Annotated in this window: 17 protein-coding genes; 4 read left to right on the top strand and 13 right to left on the bottom strand. The window is 40.5% G+C overall.

The features are described from left to right. Window positions 1–10: 10 nt before the first annotated feature. Together fdxH and fdnI are read left to right on the top strand one after the other, a co-directional pair. A complete protein-coding gene (gene fdxH / locus PSF67_RS18095) occupies window positions 11–898 on the top strand; it encodes a formate dehydrogenase subunit beta (RefSeq protein ID WP_004909723.1) in 888 nt (295 codons plus the stop codon). Beyond that, entirely contained in the window at window positions 891–1,547 is a 657-nt protein-coding gene (gene fdnI / locus PSF67_RS18090; RefSeq protein WP_125890756.1) for a formate dehydrogenase-N subunit gamma, read from the top strand. The genes fdxH and fdnI overlap by 8 nt, the downstream gene beginning before the upstream one ends. Window positions 1,548–1,651: 104 nt before the next feature. Here fdnI and PSF67_RS18085 read toward each other — a convergent pair whose 3' ends face one another. Then, entirely contained in the window at window positions 1,652–2,200 is a 549-nt protein-coding gene (locus PSF67_RS18085; protein ID WP_272677414.1) for a GNAT family N-acetyltransferase, read from the bottom strand. Between the two features lie 2 nt (window positions 2,201–2,202). Next, window positions 2,203–2,643: a GNAT family N-acetyltransferase gene (locus PSF67_RS18080; RefSeq protein ID WP_213914108.1), complete on the bottom strand. Its 441-nt coding sequence runs from the start codon at window positions 2,641–2,643 to the stop codon at window positions 2,203–2,205. Window positions 2,644–2,863: 220 nt separating this feature from the next. Here PSF67_RS18080 and agp point away from each other — a divergent pair, with 220 nt between their 5' ends. Both agp and PSF67_RS18070 read left to right on the top strand, forming a co-directional pair. After that, window positions 2,864–4,117, top strand: coding sequence for a bifunctional glucose-1-phosphatase/inositol phosphatase (gene agp / locus PSF67_RS18075; protein WP_272677413.1), 1,254 nt, complete (start codon window positions 2,864–2,866; stop codon window positions 4,115–4,117). Window positions 4,118–4,225: 108 nt separating this feature from the next. Next, window positions 4,226–4,690: a GNAT family N-acetyltransferase gene (locus PSF67_RS18070; protein WP_272677412.1), complete on the top strand. Its 465-nt coding sequence runs from the start codon at window positions 4,226–4,228 to the stop codon at window positions 4,688–4,690. 205 nt (window positions 4,691–4,895) lie between these two features. Here the strand turns inward: PSF67_RS18070 and PSF67_RS18065 are convergent, their stop codons facing one another. The 11 genes from PSF67_RS18065 to ttrS form a co-directional block, all read right to left on the bottom strand. Next, a complete protein-coding gene (locus PSF67_RS18065; RefSeq protein ID WP_102139541.1) occupies window positions 4,896–5,333 on the bottom strand; it encodes a universal stress protein in 438 nt (145 codons plus the stop codon). A gap of 199 nt (window positions 5,334–5,532) precedes the next feature. Beyond that, entirely contained in the window at window positions 5,533–6,102 is a 570-nt protein-coding gene (locus tag PSF67_RS18060; protein WP_125890762.1) for a tetratricopeptide repeat protein, read from the bottom strand. 548 nt (window positions 6,103–6,650) lie between these two features. Then, a complete protein-coding gene (locus tag PSF67_RS18055) occupies window positions 6,651–7,058 on the bottom strand; it encodes an acyl-CoA thioesterase (RefSeq protein WP_102139543.1) in 408 nt (135 codons plus the stop codon). 225 nt (window positions 7,059–7,283) lie between these two features. Further along, the gene (locus PSF67_RS18050) at window positions 7,284–7,640 is read right to left on the bottom strand and encodes a hypothetical protein (RefSeq protein WP_206276191.1); all 357 of its coding nucleotides are present in this window, start codon (window positions 7,638–7,640) and stop codon (window positions 7,284–7,286) included. A 109-nt stretch (window positions 7,641–7,749) separates the two neighbouring features. Further along, on the bottom strand, window positions 7,750–9,168 hold the full coding sequence (locus PSF67_RS18045) for an NAD(P)/FAD-dependent oxidoreductase (RefSeq protein WP_272677410.1): 1,419 nt from the start codon (window positions 9,166–9,168) through the stop codon (window positions 7,750–7,752). A 285-nt stretch (window positions 9,169–9,453) separates the two neighbouring features. Continuing rightward, window positions 9,454–10,242 carry a PhzF family phenazine biosynthesis protein gene (locus PSF67_RS18040; RefSeq protein ID WP_272677408.1) on the bottom strand — a complete coding sequence of 263 codons (789 nt, stop codon included), beginning with the start codon at window positions 10,240–10,242 and terminating at the stop codon, window positions 9,454–9,456. Between the two features lie 155 nt (window positions 10,243–10,397). Next, the gene (locus tag PSF67_RS18035; protein WP_102139547.1) at window positions 10,398–11,927 is read right to left on the bottom strand and encodes a peptide MFS transporter; all 1,530 of its coding nucleotides are present in this window, start codon (window positions 11,925–11,927) and stop codon (window positions 10,398–10,400) included. A gap of 383 nt (window positions 11,928–12,310) precedes the next feature. Beyond that, entirely contained in the window at window positions 12,311–13,537 is a 1,227-nt protein-coding gene (mdtG, locus tag PSF67_RS18030) for a multidrug efflux MFS transporter MdtG (protein ID WP_102139548.1), read from the bottom strand. A gap of 474 nt (window positions 13,538–14,011) precedes the next feature. After that, on the bottom strand, window positions 14,012–14,956 hold the full coding sequence (locus PSF67_RS18025) for a Kdo(2)-lipid IV(A) acyltransferase (protein ID WP_102139549.1): 945 nt from the start codon (window positions 14,954–14,956) through the stop codon (window positions 14,012–14,014). Window positions 14,957–15,014: 58 nt separating this feature from the next. Continuing rightward, window positions 15,015–15,611, bottom strand: coding sequence for a tetrathionate respiration response regulator TtrR (ttrR, locus tag PSF67_RS18020; RefSeq protein ID WP_102139550.1), 597 nt, complete (start codon window positions 15,609–15,611; stop codon window positions 15,015–15,017). A gap of 126 nt (window positions 15,612–15,737) precedes the next feature. Continuing rightward, window positions 15,738–17,495 (bottom strand): tetrathionate respiration histidine kinase TtrS, encoded by a 1,758-nt coding sequence (gene ttrS, locus PSF67_RS18015; protein ID WP_272677407.1) that lies wholly within the window; start codon window positions 17,493–17,495, stop codon window positions 15,738–15,740. Window positions 17,496–17,622 lie beyond the last annotated feature (127 nt).

The following is a 17,622-nucleotide window of genomic DNA, read 5'->3' as shown; positions in this document are numbered from 1 at the left end:
GGGAGGGAACATGTCCATGCAATCTCAAGACATTATTAAACGTTCCGCGACCAATAGCATTACGCCTCCGCCACAAGCGCGTGATGATAAGCTTGAAGTCTGTAAGCTCATCGATGTGTCATCCTGTATCGGCTGTAAAGCTTGTCAGGTGGCATGTTCTGAGTGGAATGATATCCGTGACGAAGTTGGCCACTGCGTTGGGGTTTATGATAACCCTACGGATTTAAGTGCAAAATCGTGGACGGTGATGCGTTTTAGCGAAACCACTGAAATGGGCAAGCTAGAATGGCTGATCCGTAAAGATGGCTGTATGCACTGTACCGATCCTGGATGTTTGAAATCTTGCCCATCAGCAGGAGCAATCATTCAGTACGCAAATGGTATTGTGGATTTCCAATCAGAGCACTGTATTGGTTGTGGCTATTGTATCGCAGGTTGCCCATTCAACATTCCTCGATTAAACCCGAAAGATAATCGAGTATACAAGTGTACCTTGTGTGTTGATAGGGTGAGTGTTGGCCAAGAGCCAGCATGTGTGAAAACTTGTCCAACAGGCGCTATTCGTTTCGGTACGAAAAAAGAGATGTTGGAATACGGTGCAGAGCGCGTAACGAAATTGCAAAATCGGGGTTATGCGCAAGCGGGAATTTATGATCCTGAAGGCGTTGGTGGTACACATGTTGTTTATGTACTTCACCATGCTGACAAACCTGAACTGTATCATGGCCTGCCTAAAGACCCACAAATTGATACGCCAATCAATCTGTGGCAGGGCATCTTGAAACCACTTTCTGTCGTTGGATTTATCGCGACCTTTGCAGGGTTGATTTTCCACTATGTGGGAATTGGTCCGAACAAAGAAGTGAGTGATGAAGAGGAGAAAGATGACCATGAGTAAGAAAAGCAAAATGATTGTGCGGACTAAGTTTATTGACCGCGCGTGTCACTGGACGGTTGTCATCAGTTTCTTCTTGGTTGCTTTGTCGGGGATCGCGTTATTTTTCCCAACACTGAAATGGTTGACGGAAACCTTTGGTACACCACAAATGGGACGGATTTTACACCCATTCTTCGGTGTACTCATTTTCGTCGTGCTGATGTTTATGTTTGTTCGCTTTGTAAAACACAATATTCCAGATAAGAAAGACTTACCTTGGATTAAAAATATTGTTGAAGTACTCAAAGGTAACGAACATGAAGTGGCTGATGTCGGTAAATATAACGCCGGTCAAAAAATGATGTTCTGGAGTATCATGAGCCTGATTTTTGTGCTCTTGGTCACCGGTATTATTATTTGGCGCCCTTATTTCGCACATTTATTCCCAATGTGGATGGTGCGTTGGGGGCTGTTGATCCACGCTGTTGCTGCGATTGTCTTGATCCATGCCATTTTAATTCATATGTACATGGCATTTTGGGTTAAAGGTTCAATCAACGGAATGATCGAAGGGAAAGTTAGCCGCCGTTGGGCGAGAAAACATCACCCTCGTTGGTACCGCGATGTTGAAGCGAAAGAAGCTAAAGCCGAAGCTGAAAGTAAAAAATAATTTATTTTTAGGTTAACGAAACCGCTGTTGTGTGACTAAGCATGGCAGCGGTTTTTTATTGGGTGTAAATAAGCATGAATTGTGAGCAATTTCATTGTGGCAAACTAACGGTTGTCAGTCGCTAATCGATATAGCACATGTTCTTGCAACCAATGGCCATCAGGGAGTGCAGGGTGATAAAAGTTATTTGGATGTTTTATCATTCCAAGTCTTTTCATAACAGATTCTGATGGAGAATTGACCACCGCGGTGAACGCAACAAGCTCTTCTAGTTTTAGTTGTTCAAATGCAAATTTGATCGCGGCGTGAGCCCCTTCAGTCGCATAGCCTTGGTGCCAATAGTTGGGATGCAAGCGCCAACTTAATTCAACACAAGGGGAAAAAGGTAAATTAGCGGCGGGAATATTTAAACCGATAAACCCAATGAATTGTTTATTGGATTTTAATTCTACAGCCCATAATCCCCACCCCCCTTGTTGAGCGAATTTATCTATGATGGTTTCCATAAATTGTGCATTTTGCTGTTCATTTAGCACAGAAGGAAAGTAGTGCATGACATCGGGATGGCTATTCATTTGGTAAAGTGGGTGCTTATCTTCTTCTTGCCACCCACGTAGCCGTAAACGTTCTGTTTCTAATTTAATGATTTTCATGGTTATTGTTTATTAAGGCGCATGTGGAGAATAGGGAACGGATTACCTTCACCATCGAGTTCAGAACGTGCGTATTGTGTAAAACCCATGTGCTGATAGAAGCCGATGGCTTGAGGGTTTTGTTCATTAACGTCCAGTTCAGTAATGCCTAACATGTCAATGGCATATTGAAGGAGTTTTTTCCCAGTACCTTGGCCTCTATTTTCTTGAGAAATAAACAACATTTCGAGGCGGTGTTTATCGCAGCCTAGAAAACCAGTCATGTTTCCTGTGTTATCGAATGCGACAAAAACAGCTAAATGTGGTAAATAAAGCTGTTTGATAGCAACTTTCAGCTCTGCAATTTTTTCTTCAGTTAAAAAATGATGGGTGGCTCTAACTGAAGACTCCCAAACACGAATAATATCATCATCGTGTGCACGTGTGGCACTTTGGACTATCATTATATTATCTCCATGTATTAACTGGAAATCTTAGCTTTTGGTTTTTTTATGTCAATCGCTTATTTTAAATTTACGTTAAGGTTGTTTTTGAGATATTTATCGCAGAAAAAAAAGCTAACTACTTCATTATTAGACTAGCTACGGCGTAATTTTTTCGCCAATTATTTAATATAGCGATAAAAGTACTTTTCTTTGTTAATTTAATCGTAGGGGTATCTTAATGAAATATAAATTATTAACTCTCTGTTTATCTACGGCACTATTAACACCAATTGCACCTGTATTAGCCAATACAGGCACCGAATCAGATATGATTTTGGACCAAGTTTTAGTCCTTAGCCGCCATAATTTACGTACACCTATCGTAAATACCGGTATTCTTACTGAAGTGACTGATAAAAAATGGCCTGCTTGGGATGCGCAAAGTGGTTATCTCACAACGAAAGGTGGCGCACTTGAAGTCTATATGGGGCATTATTTTAGGGAATGGATCGACCAAAATAAATTACTTGCAGATGAACTGTGCCCAACGAGCAATGAGGATGTGTACCTTTATACGAATAGCCTACAAAGAACGATAGCAACCGCCCAATTTTTTGCGGCAGGTGCATTTCCTGGATGCAAGGTGAGTATTCATCATCAGCCTGAAATTGGCAAAATGGATCCTGTTTTTAACCCCATTATTACGAATGGCTCCCCTGAATTTAAGCAGAAGGCACTTGCGGAGATGGAGCAATATTTTAACGGGTTATCGCTTACAGCGGGTTATGAAGAATTGGATACAGTTCTGAATATTAAAGACTCCCAAAAATGTAAAACAGATAAACTGTGTAATTTAAACAGCCAAAAAAATAGTTTTATTATTGAAGCAGAAAAAGAACCGGGCGTCAGTGGCCCATTAAAAATTGCGAATTCAGCTGTAGACGCTATTGATCTGCAATATTATGAAGGTTTTTCGGCTAATGATGTGGCTTGGGGGCTTGTGGATACCCCTGAAAAATGGAAAAAACTGAATACGTTAAAAAATGCTTACCAAGAAACGTTGTTTACGCCAAAAGTTATCGCTAAGAATGTGGCTCATCCAATACTGAATTATATTGATAAAGGCTTTGTTTCTGTCGATAAAGGAGAAACTGCAAAATTTATATTCTTAGTCGGTCATGATTCGAATATTGCTTCGTTGATGTCAGCTATGGATTTTAAACCATATCAATTACCAGAGCAGTATGAGCACACCCCAATTGGGGGGAAATTAGTGTTTCAACGTTGGACGGACAAACAAGCTAATAAAGATTTTATGAAAGTAGAATATGTTTATCAAACCTCAGATCAGCTTAGGGATAATACATATTTATCATTACAAACACCTCCTAAGCATGTCACATTAGAGTTAAAAGGGTGCCCAATAGATAAAAGCGGTTATTGTTCTTGGGAAGATTTCCAAAAAGTCATGGCGACAGCCTTAGAACAGTAATAACGGGGTGTTGATGCCCGACTAACTTGAGTGGGGCATCATTTTTTGGGAAGATAGTTAAATTATATATTCGGTTTATTAATATGTTATGTGGATAAAACGCTCACTATGTCTATTCAGTTTTTTCAACTAAACCAAATTGGTACTGCAGATCTTATCGCATTAAATACTCACCCTGCTGTGCTTGAACATATGCCGTTAGGCAGTCATCTTTTTGATGAGCAAGCCTGCCGTGAGTGGGTTGCAGGAAAAGAGCAGCATTGGGATCAACATGGCTATGGCGTATGGGCCATTATGATTAATGGTCAGTTTGCAGGTTGGGGAGGGTTACAAAATGAAGCGGGTGACGCGGATTTAGCTTTAGTTTTGCATCCCAAGTTTTGGGGAAAGGGAAAATACATTGTTAATAATATAATTCATAAAGCTTTTACATCACTGAAGGTTGAGTCCGTTACAATTCACTTACCGCTAACGCGTAAGAAAATATCAGCGATTTTGCGTTATGGTTTTACTGAAGAGGCTATTGTTGATTTTGACGGTATTCCTTTTAAGCGTTTTAGATTAAGCCACTGAACAGTTTTATCGCATAAAAAAACCCTGCTAAAAAGCAGGGCGTGAAAATCACGAAAATGTTTATGAGCCTTTAATTTACTCTAAATTAGCGAGAAAATAGCCTTATAAAGTGTATGTCTTTGCTGTTTTTTGTAACAATCATTAAGACTAAGCCTTTTATTTGTAAAATGCGTTGGTTTAGCTGTAAATGTAACTTTAGCCCTTATTATCTAACAACTAATACGCTAGTTTTCGCATAGCGAACTACTGAGGCTGCATTCGAACCGAGCAAATAGGTTGACATACTTGGGCGGCGTGAACCGAGTAAAATAATATCAGCGTTAATATCTTCTGCTGTCGCGAGAATTTCGTCTTTAACAGAACCGACGGTTGCTTTTGCCTGTATCTTATCTGCAGGGATATCAAATAATTTAATTTTTTCTTTTAGCTCGGTCAGAATAATTTCAGCTTGCTTTTCGTCATCAGGAAAGTCTCCTGGCAAGATTGTGCCACCGTAGCGTAAATAATTTGAAATTGGTGCGGTTACGGCAAGAAAGTGTACTGTTGCATCGTTCAATTTTTGTAGCGAATTAACATGAGGCACTAATAAATTAGTGAGGGCATCTTCGGTTACATCGATAGGAACTAAAATTGTCTTGTACATAATATCTCCCTTTTTCTTTTATATTATAAGTTTAGAACAATATCATACATTGTGAATTCGATTATTAATAGTAATGGATTTATTGGGCAAAGGGTGTGAGCAAGTAGCGGTAATAAGATTTTTCATCAAAAAAAGAGAGAAGCCTGATGTCATTACAATGAATGATATCAGGCAAAATGCAGGGAATATTAGGATAGGTTTATTTTTTTACGCAAGCTTCTTTTAAGCCAGCTTTGCAGGCTTGAGCTAAATATTCGGCCGCGGATTTTTCATTTATTTCAACGCCTTCACCACTTTCTAGCATCTTACCGACTTGGTATTGTGCTGGTGGGAACTTTTTATCGGCAGATTTTTTGAACCATTCAAAAGCAATAATATAATTTTGTTTTACACCAATACCTTGATAGTAAAACTGCCCCATGTAGTTTTGGGCTTCAACGTTGCCTTTATTCGCTGACTTTTCGAATAGATCCATAGCCGTTTCAAGGTTGGCTTCAACACCATTACCATTTAAATACATATCACCTAAAAACAACTGAGCATCGGAGTTGCCTTTATTCGATGCCATTGTTAGCCATTTCTTTGCTTTACCATAGTCCTGTTTAAGCTCATTCCCAAGGTAATAGCCAATTCCTAACATGACTTGTGCTTTTATATCCCCTTTTTGTGCCTCTTGCTCGATGCGTTTAATGGCTTCTTTGGGAACTGCGGCGACACTCAGGTTAATTGAAAAGGCACATAAAATAATAAATGAGAGAATTCTAAGCATGATTTGATATCTTATATTAGCGTTGTTTTTTTCTGTTTTTAATACAATGTCTCAATGAGATTTATTGTCAACAAAGTAAAGCATATTATATAAAAAAAACTACATCAAAATACGTAATATAAAACAAGCGATACGTTGTGTGTTTTTACGCATTTTTAGGGTAATTAGTAACTTCCCATACTCTACGATTTTAATTGAAAAATATCAATATATAATAAAAAAGACAATATATTTGAGTATGAAGTTTAATGTCTTTTAGTAATGTTATGTATCTGTTGTTACAAGATATTAATAAAAAAATGATTTGAAATCATATGCGGAGGTTAAAGATAAGAGAATAAAATATTAATTGATAAGTTTTATTTTAGAAGATTATTTTTAAAAGACATTTAATACGAATAAATTATCGATATAAAACACATTAAAGGTGAGGAAAGTAAATAAAATAAGGAGTAGTGCATATGTATTAGAAAGGTGTGAATTGAAATTTACAGAGCCCACACCTTAACAATATGATAAGAACCTGCCCGTTGATGGCTTAAAAAAGCTTATAACTCAAATAATGGAGTAGGTTTACCGTTGTCATCAATGGCGACAAAATTAAATTGGCCATGTATCACTTCTTCACGACCATCAGAATACATATCCTCTAAAAAAATCGATACATTAACCGTTAAACTGGTTCTTCCGACTCGAATGACTTTACCGACCAATTCAACAATAGTGCCTGAAGGGATAGGGTGGGTGAAATTAATTTTCTCAGTTGATACGGTAACGAGGCGCTTACGGCTAAAACGCGTTGCGGTAATAAAAGAAACTTCATCCATCCAAGCGAGAGCAGTACCGCCAAATAGGGTGCTATGGTGGTTCGTTGTTGTTGGAAATACGACTTTAGAGACGCGAGAAATGGATTGTTCTATTTTTTGTGCGATAACATCGTCAGCGATGGAACTCATGGTCTACCTTACAATTGTTACTTAGTATGCTCGTAATTGTTAAAAGCAATAATGTTAAAGGCTAAGTGTAATACTCATTTCAAATTAATTCAGCAATAAATGTGAAGTGAATCGTTCCGGCAGGGGAAGTTTTTGAGAATATCAGCTGTAGCTAAAATCAGAAGGGTAATATTAAAGGCTCTGAGTTCAAATTATGAGCCTTTAAATTATAAGTGAGGCATGAAATTAATTATCTAAATACTCTGCGCTCATACGAACAGCTTTTGCATTGTTGCCACTTTTAACGCAAGAAACTAAAAATGCTTTAGACTCAGCCCAAATCGTGGCAGAAAAATCTTCGCCATCAACATCTTTTTCAACAGTAATAGGGTATTTTTCAACACCATCAAGCCACTCGATTAAGCCTGACTTACAGGTTGGAAAATCGTTTTTTGCAATTGAACCATCTAAAACAGGCACTGCAATTTGTGGTTTATTGTTTTTAGCAATCATATCCTCTAATTGCTCTACGGTATAACTTTTCTCAGCGAAAGCAGTGGTACTTAATAGTGAAATCGCTATTGTTAATAGTAATTTATTCATAATCACTCCATTTGATTTAAGTTTCGAATACTATGTAATAAAGACACAATAGGCAATAAAAAAACCCTTCAAATTGAAGGGTTTTTGTGAGCAAGTTTTACAAGCCAGTTTAGCTGAATCTGTATAGGCTAAATGGTTTAACATTCAATGATGGCTCTTTACCCAGTAACAAGTCAGCCGTGAGCTCAGAAGAAACTGGGCTTTCTGTCATTCCCCAACCTGTAGCAGTATTAATGAAAAGGCCCGGATACTCATTAACCTGAGAAATAATTGGATGCTCATCAGGTGCGATGGCCATAGCACCACTCCATTGGTCAATAAGTTTAGAATCCTTAAATGCAGGGAATTCAGTTTTTAATTTCTCAAATGATGCATTCAACTCAGGTAAATCAGGCAATGCCGTCATATTTCTGTGTTTTTCGAATGGTGAAATTTCGTCCAACTTCCAGCTGGTTGGTTCGGTAAATGAATTAATTAACTGCTCATTTAATGAAATATGCACAGGGAAATCAGGCATAGACAGCAATGGAATGTATTTATAACCATAAACGAAGGAGTCTTTAACAACAGGGGCAACAATCACACGTGGAGATGTTGCGTAGGTGCCGTCAGCTTGTTCACGGAAGAAAATATTGCCAGGTAAAGCAACGTTACCCCCCGGTGCAGTTGGTGATCCGGTGATCAGTTGCTGAGATTGATAAGCGGGCAGTGTTGGGACATCAACACCTAAGTTTTGCATAAACAGCCTTGACCATACGCCACCTGCGACAACAACACGCGAAGTCTTAATAGCCCCTTTCTCGGTGACGACATCAGAAATGACGCCTGCTTGGGTTTCTAAGCCTCTAGCTGCACAGTTAGTATAAATTTTTATACCTAATTTTTTGGCGTAATCTGCCATGACGAAGGTCGCAATTTCAGCATCTAAGCTACCAGAGTCTTCTTCAAAACCAGCGATAGTCCATTTAGATTGTGCACCATTCAAACGTTGGTTGAGCTCAGCACCTTCGATAATACGTGTTTTGAACGGAATATCTGAACCGACGTTTTTACTGCGAGTATCAATCCACTCTCTAACGTTGACAAGATCTTCTTCATCAAATGGTACTTCAACGCGACCTTGAGTACGGTAGCTAGTATCTGCACCGACTTTCGCGTTCATCTCTCTCCAACGCTGTTTCCCTAAGTGGTGTAGTAAGAACGTTTCATCTGGCATTTTATACGTGATAACTTGGCCGTAGAAGCGGGATGATTGCTCGCCTGCGATGTTACCTTTTTCAACAATAACAACATCTAAACCACGCCCGACCAGCTCAATTGCAGTCATGATCCCCAGAACTCCAGCGCCAATAACAACGACGTCAGCTTGCTGTGGTAGAGAGCCTTCAGTTCCTGCAACAAAGCCATGTCGTGGCTTACCAGGCACAAATCGACCTTCACGAGTTAACATTGGAGTTAAAATTCCGGCCCCTGCAGCAACGGCAACAACGCCACCACCAATCAAAAATTTTCTTCTAGTAATAGCCATCTTATTAAGTTCCTTATATCGAATGAGTTTTTCACAATTGACCAAAGCTTCAATTAGAAATATTTATAATTGTAATTATATCTTTAATAATAATTATAATTGTAAACCAAATTGGGTTGAAATTAAAATTTTTAATTAAATGTTAAAGATGTTTTTCGGATATGAAATGGGCGCCACTATTTCAAGAGTAATAATGTTCAAGAAAAATACTGGCGCTGGCACTATTTGGATAGAAGAATAGACAGGATAGAAATGATTCTGTTTCTACTTGTTTGATTTTTAATCTTAAATGTGGATTTCACCTGTTAGGAATAAGACGGCTTTACCTGTTAATTTTACTCGTTCAGAGGTCAGCTCACATTGAACTACTCCTCCGCGTGATGAAATTTGTTGGCCAACTAACTGCAATTTATTCAGCCGGTCTGCCCATATTGGCGCGATAGCACAATGTGAGGTACCGGTTACAGGGTCTTCATCTACCCCTTTTGCTGGGGCAAAATAGCGAGAAACAAAGTCACAGTCGCCATTAGCACTTTCTGCTGTAATTGCTAATCCAGGAAGAGAAAGCTGCGAAAGTTTTGACATATCCGGCTGACAGTCTTGAACGTGCTGTGCACTTTCAAGAAAACACAGGTAACGGTCTTTCGCTATCCAAAGCTCTTTGATTTTAACTCCAAGGATGTCGGCGAGGTGTGGGTACTGGTTTGGGTCGTTTTGTACGGATCCTAGTATTGGGAAATCCAGAGTAAATCCTGGGCCATTTTGCGTCACAACTAGCTCACCGGATAGAGAATTAAATATTAAAGGATGAATATCTTGTTGGAGCACATGATTTAACACAAAGGCAGCGGCAAGTGTTGCATGACCACACAGTTTTACTTCAACTTTAGGGGTGAACCATCGGATATGACGACCGACTAAAAATGCGGTTTCTGATAAGTTCACTTCTGCGGCAATAGCAATGAGCTGTTCATCTGGTAGCCAGTTATCGAGTAACACAACCGCAGCAGGATTACCGTGAAAAAGGGTATCAGTGAAGGCATCAACATAGTAAATAGGGGCGGATAGGCTCATTGAATGATTTCCTAAAGTCATTATGGGACGGTGAGAGAGCAGTATAGCGCCTATTCTATGAAATATAATAAGCAAATTATTAGGGAGTTAATGACGCAGAGGAGGTCCGGTAGCGAGTGAGCTGCTACCGGATAGAGGACAATTAATGAGCGTTATTAAGCATTTGCTTCATTTTTGTCTGCATTTTTAAGCATTTTTCTAACAGGGATAATCAACGCTGCCAATACAATGGCACAGATAACCAGCGCAATAGAGACGTGAGAGAAGAGCTCAGGCATGGAATCTAATTGGTCTTTACGGATGTTACCGCCCATGATGCCCGCAGCAAGGTTACCCAATGCACTCGCACAGAACCATAGCCCCATCACTTGGCCGCGCATTTTTTGTGGCGCAAGTAAGGTCATTGTTGCTAACCCGATAGGGCTTAAGCACAGTTCCCCTAATGTCAGTAATAAGATACTGCCAACTAACCAGAAAGGTGAAACGCCACTTTGTGTTGCAAGCACTTGGTTTGCCGCTACCATCATGATAGCAAAGCCGCCAGCAGCAAATAAGATACCAATCACGAACTTGGTCATACTGCTTGGGTTCATATTACGTTTAGCCAGCGAAGGCCAGAACCAGCTAAATACTGGCGCTAACAATATAATGAACAGCGCATTGATTGATTGGAACCAAATGGTTGGGATTTCAAAACTGCCCATTTGACGGTCAGTATAGTCACGAGCAAAGATATTAAATGAAGTCGGTTTTTGCTCAAAGGCTGACCAGAAAAATGCGGCTGCAACTAGTAAAATTAAGCAAGCTAGTAAGCGAGAACGTTCACTGCTGGTTAAGCCGCCAAGGAAGAACATAAATAAGAAATAGATGCCCACACAGGTCGAGATAACATAAGCAGAGCTTTTCGCGATTATTGAGGCATTAAATGGGATAGTACCATTATCAATCAAGACAACCAGTATGGCTAATAACACCATGGCAAAGGTCACCCATTTCCCCACATTTTTGCGCTCAACCGTTGGGCGGTTCCATGTGGAATCAAGGCCAACTTCTTTATCATAACGGCGCATTTGAGGAATGGCGTAAAAACGGAAGATTAGCAGCGCAATTAACATGCCTAAGCCACCAAGGCCAAAACCTAAATGCCAACCATACTTTTCATGAAGTGGACCAATAATCAACGGGGCAATAAATGAACCCATGTTAATTCCCATATAAAACAGGGAGAAACCGCCATCACGGCGTGTATCTTCTTTCTTATACAGGGTTCCTACCATTACTGTAATACAGGTTTTAAATAGCCCTGTACCCAATACGATGAGTAATAACCCAACGAAAAAGAAGGTGTTTGATAAAAATGCAGACATTGCGATAGACAAATGCCCAAACGCAATGATTAATGAGCCATACCAAACAGCACGACGTTGGCCTAACCAGTTATCGGCTAACCAACCGCCGGGTAGTGAGGTGATATAAACCCCACCTGCAAAAATACCAACGATAGCGGAGGCTTGTTCAATGGGTAATTCCATCCCGCCTTGCAATAATGCCGCACTCATAAATAAGATAAGTAACGGTCTAACTCCGTAAAAAGAGAAGCGTTCCCACATTTCTGTGAGGAAAAGCGAACTCAATGGGTATGGATGCCCAAAAAAAGTTTTTGTTTTAGTCGCAGAATTGTTCATCTGTGAACTCCCATAAATACTCTCTTGAGAGGTTGTGCATGATATAAAACACCAAGCCGTGCGCTCGAGTGTCAATTGTTATTGATATGTTAACATGAATATGTGAAACATATTTTTAACATACATTATTATAGAATCACCTATATACAGAATGAATTTATTGTAAAAGGTGTGTTTTTAAGGTGAAAAGTCGATATAACTCTCATTTCTCACGATAAGCTAGGGGAAGATACAGGATTTTAGTTGACAATAAAAGAAAGAATTTTGAATCGATTAAGTTATGTAAAATCAATTGGTTATGCTTATTAAAATTTGATTTTAAGGAAGGTAAGACAATAAAGCCTATAAATCATCAGGTTTCTGTACAAAAAATAGCAAGATGTTTATTGGTCGGTAGGGGAGGCTCGTAGGCCATCAGATTGTCGTCGGATGACTAACCACGAATAGATTAGGTTGAAGAGAACCAATGCCGCGGTGAAAAAGAATACGGCTCTGAAACCATAAGTTGCTGCGACAAAGGACCCCATTAATGGCCCTGTCACGTTGCCAACATCACGCAATGCTTGGTTATAGCTGAAAATACGTCCGGTTACTTGGTGGGAAATATTATAGATAATTAACGTTTGTACCGCAGGTAGTAGTGCCGCATTCAGAGCCCCAAGCATAAATCGGAGAAAACCTAACTCCCAATAACTACTCACTAGCCCCATTGGGAATAAGACAAAAATAGATGCGCCCAGCACGGCGAGTAAAACTTTTTCAGGGCCTATTCGGTCACTGAGTTTACCTAACATGGGCGCACTGATTAAAGCCGCAACTCCAGGAATGGAAGCTATCACACCACTGACAAAGGCCAAGTTTTCAAGGGAATCAGATAAATCACGTACATAAAGCGTGATGACAGGGTTGATTGAGCCCATTGCAGCTTGAATAATCATGGTGGTAAAAAAGAGGCTGATTACTAAATTTTTATTACGTAAAGAGGCAAAAACTTGTTTGCTCGTTAATGCATCTTTGCGCGAAACCGGTGTAAAGCGTTCTCTGACATAAAAAAGCGTGACAAAAAAGCAGATAAACAGCACCGTTGCGGTAATGAAAAAGACGGGGCGTAAGCCATACTGGTCAGCAAGAAAACCGCCAATGAGTGGGCCAATAAGTGCGCCACTTACGGCACCCGTAGCGAGGACGCCCATAGCCCAACCACTTTTTTTCACGGGAATTTGAGTTGCAATCAGCGCGTTAGCATTAGGGACAAAGCCACCCAATAAACCTAATATGGCTCTTAAGGCTAATAATTGCCAAATATTCTGCGCAAAGCCAATTAACACCATAACAATCGCCATGCCCAGCGCAGATCGCAATAGCATTAACTTTCGTCCCTTGCGATCGGATAACCGACCCCAAAAAGGGGCGGCAATAGCAGAAAATAAGAAAGTGATACTAAAAACAGCGCCAGTCCATAAATTCAGTGAAGCATGGTCTTTGACGCCAAGTTCTTCAATATATAACGGGAGAAAAGGCATGATCAGGCTAAAGGCGGCGCCTGTTAAAAAACAGCCAAACCACACGACGTATAGGTTACGTTTCCAATACTCTGTTTTTCCCGTCATATTTATTTTTCCGTCATATTCAGCCCTACAGCGGTATTGGCTTCATTCAGCTCCCCGAGTCACTTTTCCCGTCATATTCAGTTCTACAGCGTTGTTGGCTTCACTCAGCTACCCGAGTCACATACTTATGTATGCTCCTCGGGATATCTTCATTTTGCCGCCTAGCTGTAGACCCGACTATTTAGGGAAAACAGTATGAAAAACAGCAAGAAAAGCATCATAAAAAAACAGTTGAAAAATCACGCCATATAGAGAGAACAGTATAAAAAACAGCAAGAAAAGCATCATAAAAAACAGTTGAAAAATCACGCCATATTTAGAGAAAACAGTATAAAAAACAGCAAGAAAAACATCATAAAAAGCAGTTGAAAAATCACGCCATATTTAGAGAAAACAGTATGAAAAACAGCAAGAAAATCATCATAAAAAAACAGTTGAAAAACCACGCCATAATTTATCTGATTACGCTAATGATTAATGATGTATTTTATCTAAATCCCCATATAACGAAGGCTCCCCTTCAGGGCGTGTTTTAAAACGGCGATGTAGCCACATATATTGTTCTGGCGCTCTGAGGATCTCTTTTTCGATAATTTGGTTCATCATGGTTGCGGTAGCCAGATTATCTTCAATTGGGAAATCATCAATGGCAGGTTGAATGATGAGCTCATAGCCTTTACCTGCAGGTAAGCGCCTTGGGGTAAAGGGCACCACTAAAGGAGAGGCAAGACGCAAAATAATTTGTGAACCATTGGTCGTGGCCGCATTTTCTACAGCAAATAACGGTGCAAATGTACTATTGCGAGGGCCGTAGTCATGATCTGGGGCATACCACAAAATTTCCCCATTTTTTAAGTCGCGCACCATGCCTTTCATATCTTTGCGATCTAACATATATTTGTTGGAGCGTAACCGCCCACGGGTTTGTAGCCAATCAAGCAGGTCATTATCATTGGCGCGATATACACCGATCCCCGGATTTAACATGCCAAAGGCACGCGCTCCAATTTCCAAGGTCAAAAAGTGAACGCCGAGGGCGATAATGCCTCTACCTGTTTGGCGGGCAGCAACCGCATTTTCTTCCCCAATGACGTTGACCCAGCGACGAACTCGCCAATCAGGCCAAAACCAAGCCATGCCCGTTTCAAATAAGCCCATGCCGACAGATTCAAAGTTTTTGTCGACACAGCGTTGCCGCTCTTGCTCGCTCATGTCTGGAAAACATAATTGCAAATTGCGCTCTGCGACTTTCACCCGCTTTTTCAAAAAGCGTTTAGAAAATAACCCTAAACGCGTTCCCATCCAATAAATGAGAGGATAAGGCAACAATACAAGAAGATATAATACGCCAATGCCTAGCCAAGTTAGCCAGTAACGAGGGTGGAGGAACCGTTTTTGAAATTTTGGAGCTAGTATCATTGTTATCCGAATATATTAGTCATAAATTAATAAAAAGGTATGATTAAACTATATCAAATTATTCGTTTAAAGCGTTAATTGCCTGCATGGTGCTCATTAACTCAGCTAAGTTACGAACCGCCATTTTTTCCATGACTCGGGACCGATGAACCTCAACGGTACGTACAGAAACACAGGCTGCCTCAGCAATTTCACGGTTAATTAAGCCTTGCAACACATAACCACAGATATCTTTTTCGCGAGGAGTGAGTGTGTCGTAGCGCTGCTGAATTAAATACCCTTCAGTGGCTTTGGTGGTTTGTGATTGAGCTTGTTTTAATGTCTTGGCAAGCAGCTGGCTATCAATGGGTTTTTGTAGAAAATCGACAGCACCGAGTTTCACTTGTTCCACAGCCATCGGGATATCGCCATGGCCAGACAAAAATATCACGGCCAATGTGCTTTGCTGCTCTCTAAGGTGTTGGTGAACTTGCCGGCCATCTAACTTTGGCATGCGCATATCCAATAACACCACACCCTCTTGGTGTAGTGCTGCATTTTGGATAAATTTTTCACTGTCATTCCAAACAGTAACGCTATAGCCCAATGTTTCGAGTAAGAATTGGCAGGCATCCGTTACATCGGGGTCATCATCCACGAGATGGATCACTGGCATACATATACCTCGTCGTGTAGAGGGTGACAAAATAAGGTGCTTTATATGACGAGCATTGATTATCGTAATGAAGCCATTGTCACATATAGTTAATGCGAATGTTATCAATTACGTGGCAAAATATGCTTAATCCACGATTTTACTGTGATAATTGAAAATAAGTGTAACCATTAAGCCATGCAACCCATCATCACTCAGGTTATTTTCGATACGAATATCCCCACCTTGGCTTTGGATCAAACGCTGGCAGATCACCAAACCTAACCCTAAGCCTTCTTTTTTAGTCGTGGCAAATGGCGTGATACCTTGCTCTAGTTGCTCGGAAGGCATTCCCCCCGCATTATCCTGCAGAACAAGTAAAAAATGCTGCAGTGAAAAATGAAACTCAAAACGCAGTAGCGTTGCGCCTGCTTGTAAACTGTTACTGATTAAATTGGAGAGCAATTGCTCAAGTAATGTGTCTGGCAACATCAGGGAGATGTCAGGGGTTTCAGGTAAGATTAACCTCGAATTGGGGTAGTGTTGGTCCGCGCGCAATAATTGCCAAATATGATTAATAGCCTGTTTAACTGATTGTGGGTTTAATGCGACTGCGGGGTCATGGCCCGGTTTACCCGCCCAGAGACGTAAATTACGAATGATGTCGGCTCCACGTTGAGCTTGGTCGTCGATTTTAGTTAATGCGCTAATTAATGGATGGCTTTCAGACTCTTTAGTCAGGCGTAGAATGCACCCTTGGGCATAATGGCGGATTGCAGACAGCGGTTGGTTTAATTCATGGGCAAATCCAGAAGCCATTTCCCCCAAAATATTTAACCTCTGCGCCTTTTGTAAATTAGCTTCTTGCTCTCGTAAGCGGTCATGTGCTTCTTCTAATTGGCGGCTGCGGCGCCTGACCAAAAAGGCAATCCAAACATGGTTAATACCCAGTAAAACGAAAAATAATGCGACAAGGCTGATAGTGATTTGGTTTTGAATCGTCCAACTGACGATATCCTGCCAGATCTGGCGCTGTTGTGGGTGTTGGTTGACGTCTCTGAGCAAGGTTTCGACTTGAGTCACCGACGCTGGGGCTCCCCAACGCATAGCAGCTTTATCTGTTGATAATAATGTTTTGGTCACTTTGTCGACCAAATTGTCTGGAACTTCACTTAAGGCGGCAAAAGACCAATTTGGATACAGTTCTGTGCTGGTTAAACAAGAGAGAGAGCTTGGATGTTGAATTAATGGGCGAAATTGTGTTTTATCAATCAACCCTTCGCTATGCATGTTTTCTAATAAACAGACAGGAACTATAGCTGCGGATAATGAATCATCACGCAGTGCGTATAATAATGCATCTGCAGGGAAGCCTAAAAATTGCATTTTAAAGTCTTTGGCAGCGTCGTATCCCATATCCCTTAGCACTTTGTAACCTAACAAATAGCCACCAAAAGCATCAGGTGAAATTGCTCCGACTTTCTTGCCTATTAGGTTTTTAACGTCTGAAATATCACTCTCTTTACGAACTAATATTAAGCTGCCAATAACATTACGCGTTGTGCTGTTGGGCTCCACGTCTGAGCGAAGGGAGAGCAACCAACGTAAATGATAGCGGTTATCTAACTGAATAAATTGGGCAGGGTTCGTCAGCAAAAAATCAATCTTACGATTGGAAATCGCCTCTTTCATCTCATCTAAATTGAGAGGTTGTAATGTAAAACGCTCCCCAGGAATTGATTCATTGAGTGTATCAATCAAAGGCTGCCAATGAGATTGGGTAGAGCTTGGGCCGCGTAAGGCTAATACCCCAATAGTCCACTGGGCCGAAATTGCCGGCAAAGACCACGTCAGTAGCATGATTAACAGTATGTGATACAACGGCCTAGACGATTTTTTTAACATATTTGAGTTATTCGTTGCGTTAGATCAATTTAGCTACGGGTATGTGGTAAACCACAATAGGGCAGTGGCTCCACTCTTCTTACAATGGCACTACAAGTTCTATCAAGGTAACCCAACTGGTTTAAAG

Origin of the sequence: Providencia sp. PROV076 (genome assembly GCF_028483405.1) — a bacterium.
In the GTDB taxonomy this organism is placed as follows: domain Bacteria; phylum Pseudomonadota; class Gammaproteobacteria; order Enterobacterales; family Enterobacteriaceae; genus Providencia; species Providencia huaxiensis.
This window is presented reverse-complemented; position numbering and strand designations above follow the sequence as displayed.

What these genes read in the sequence shown, in the direction of transcription:
- fdxH (WP_004909723.1), top strand. Translation starts at nt 11, where the DNA reads ATGTCCATGCAATCTCAAGACATTATTAAACGTTCCGCGACCAATAGC.
- fdnI (WP_125890756.1), top strand. Translation starts at nt 891, where the DNA reads ATGAGTAAGAAAAGCAAAATGATTGTGCGGACTAAGTTTATTGACCGC.
- PSF67_RS18085 (WP_272677414.1), bottom strand. Translation starts at nt 2,200, where the DNA reads ATGAAAATCATTAAATTAGAAACAGAACGTTTACGGCTACGTGGGTGG.
- PSF67_RS18080 (WP_213914108.1), bottom strand. Translation starts at nt 2,643, where the DNA reads ATGATAGTCCAAAGTGCCACACGTGCACACGATGATGATATTATTCGT.
- agp (WP_272677413.1), top strand. Translation starts at nt 2,864, where the DNA reads ATGAAATATAAATTATTAACTCTCTGTTTATCTACGGCACTATTAACA.
- PSF67_RS18070 (WP_272677412.1), top strand. Translation starts at nt 4,226, where the DNA reads ATGTCTATTCAGTTTTTTCAACTAAACCAAATTGGTACTGCAGATCTT.
- PSF67_RS18065 (WP_102139541.1), bottom strand. Translation starts at nt 5,333, where the DNA reads ATGTACAAGACAATTTTAGTTCCTATCGATGTAACCGAAGATGCCCTC.
- PSF67_RS18060 (WP_125890762.1), bottom strand. Translation starts at nt 6,102, where the DNA reads ATGCTTAGAATTCTCTCATTTATTATTTTATGTGCCTTTTCAATTAAC.
- PSF67_RS18055 (WP_102139543.1), bottom strand. Translation starts at nt 7,058, where the DNA reads ATGAGTTCCATCGCTGACGATGTTATCGCACAAAAAATAGAACAATCC.
- PSF67_RS18050 (WP_206276191.1), bottom strand. Translation starts at nt 7,640, where the DNA reads ATGAATAAATTACTATTAACAATAGCGATTTCACTATTAAGTACCACT.
- PSF67_RS18045 (WP_272677410.1), bottom strand. Translation starts at nt 9,168, where the DNA reads ATGGCTATTACTAGAAGAAAATTTTTGATTGGTGGTGGCGTTGTTGCC.
- PSF67_RS18040 (WP_272677408.1), bottom strand. Translation starts at nt 10,242, where the DNA reads ATGAGCCTATCCGCCCCTATTTACTATGTTGATGCCTTCACTGATACC.
- PSF67_RS18035 (WP_102139547.1), bottom strand. Translation starts at nt 11,927, where the DNA reads ATGAACAATTCTGCGACTAAAACAAAAACTTTTTTTGGGCATCCATAC.
- mdtG (WP_102139548.1), bottom strand. Translation starts at nt 13,537, where the DNA reads ATGACGGGAAAAACAGAGTATTGGAAACGTAACCTATACGTCGTGTGG.
- PSF67_RS18025 (WP_102139549.1), bottom strand. Translation starts at nt 14,956, where the DNA reads ATGATACTAGCTCCAAAATTTCAAAAACGGTTCCTCCACCCTCGTTAC.
- ttrR (WP_102139550.1), bottom strand. Translation starts at nt 15,611, where the DNA reads ATGCCAGTGATCCATCTCGTGGATGATGACCCCGATGTAACGGATGCC.
- ttrS (WP_272677407.1), bottom strand. Translation starts at nt 17,495, where the DNA reads ATGTTAAAAAAATCGTCTAGGCCGTTGTATCACATACTGTTAATCATG.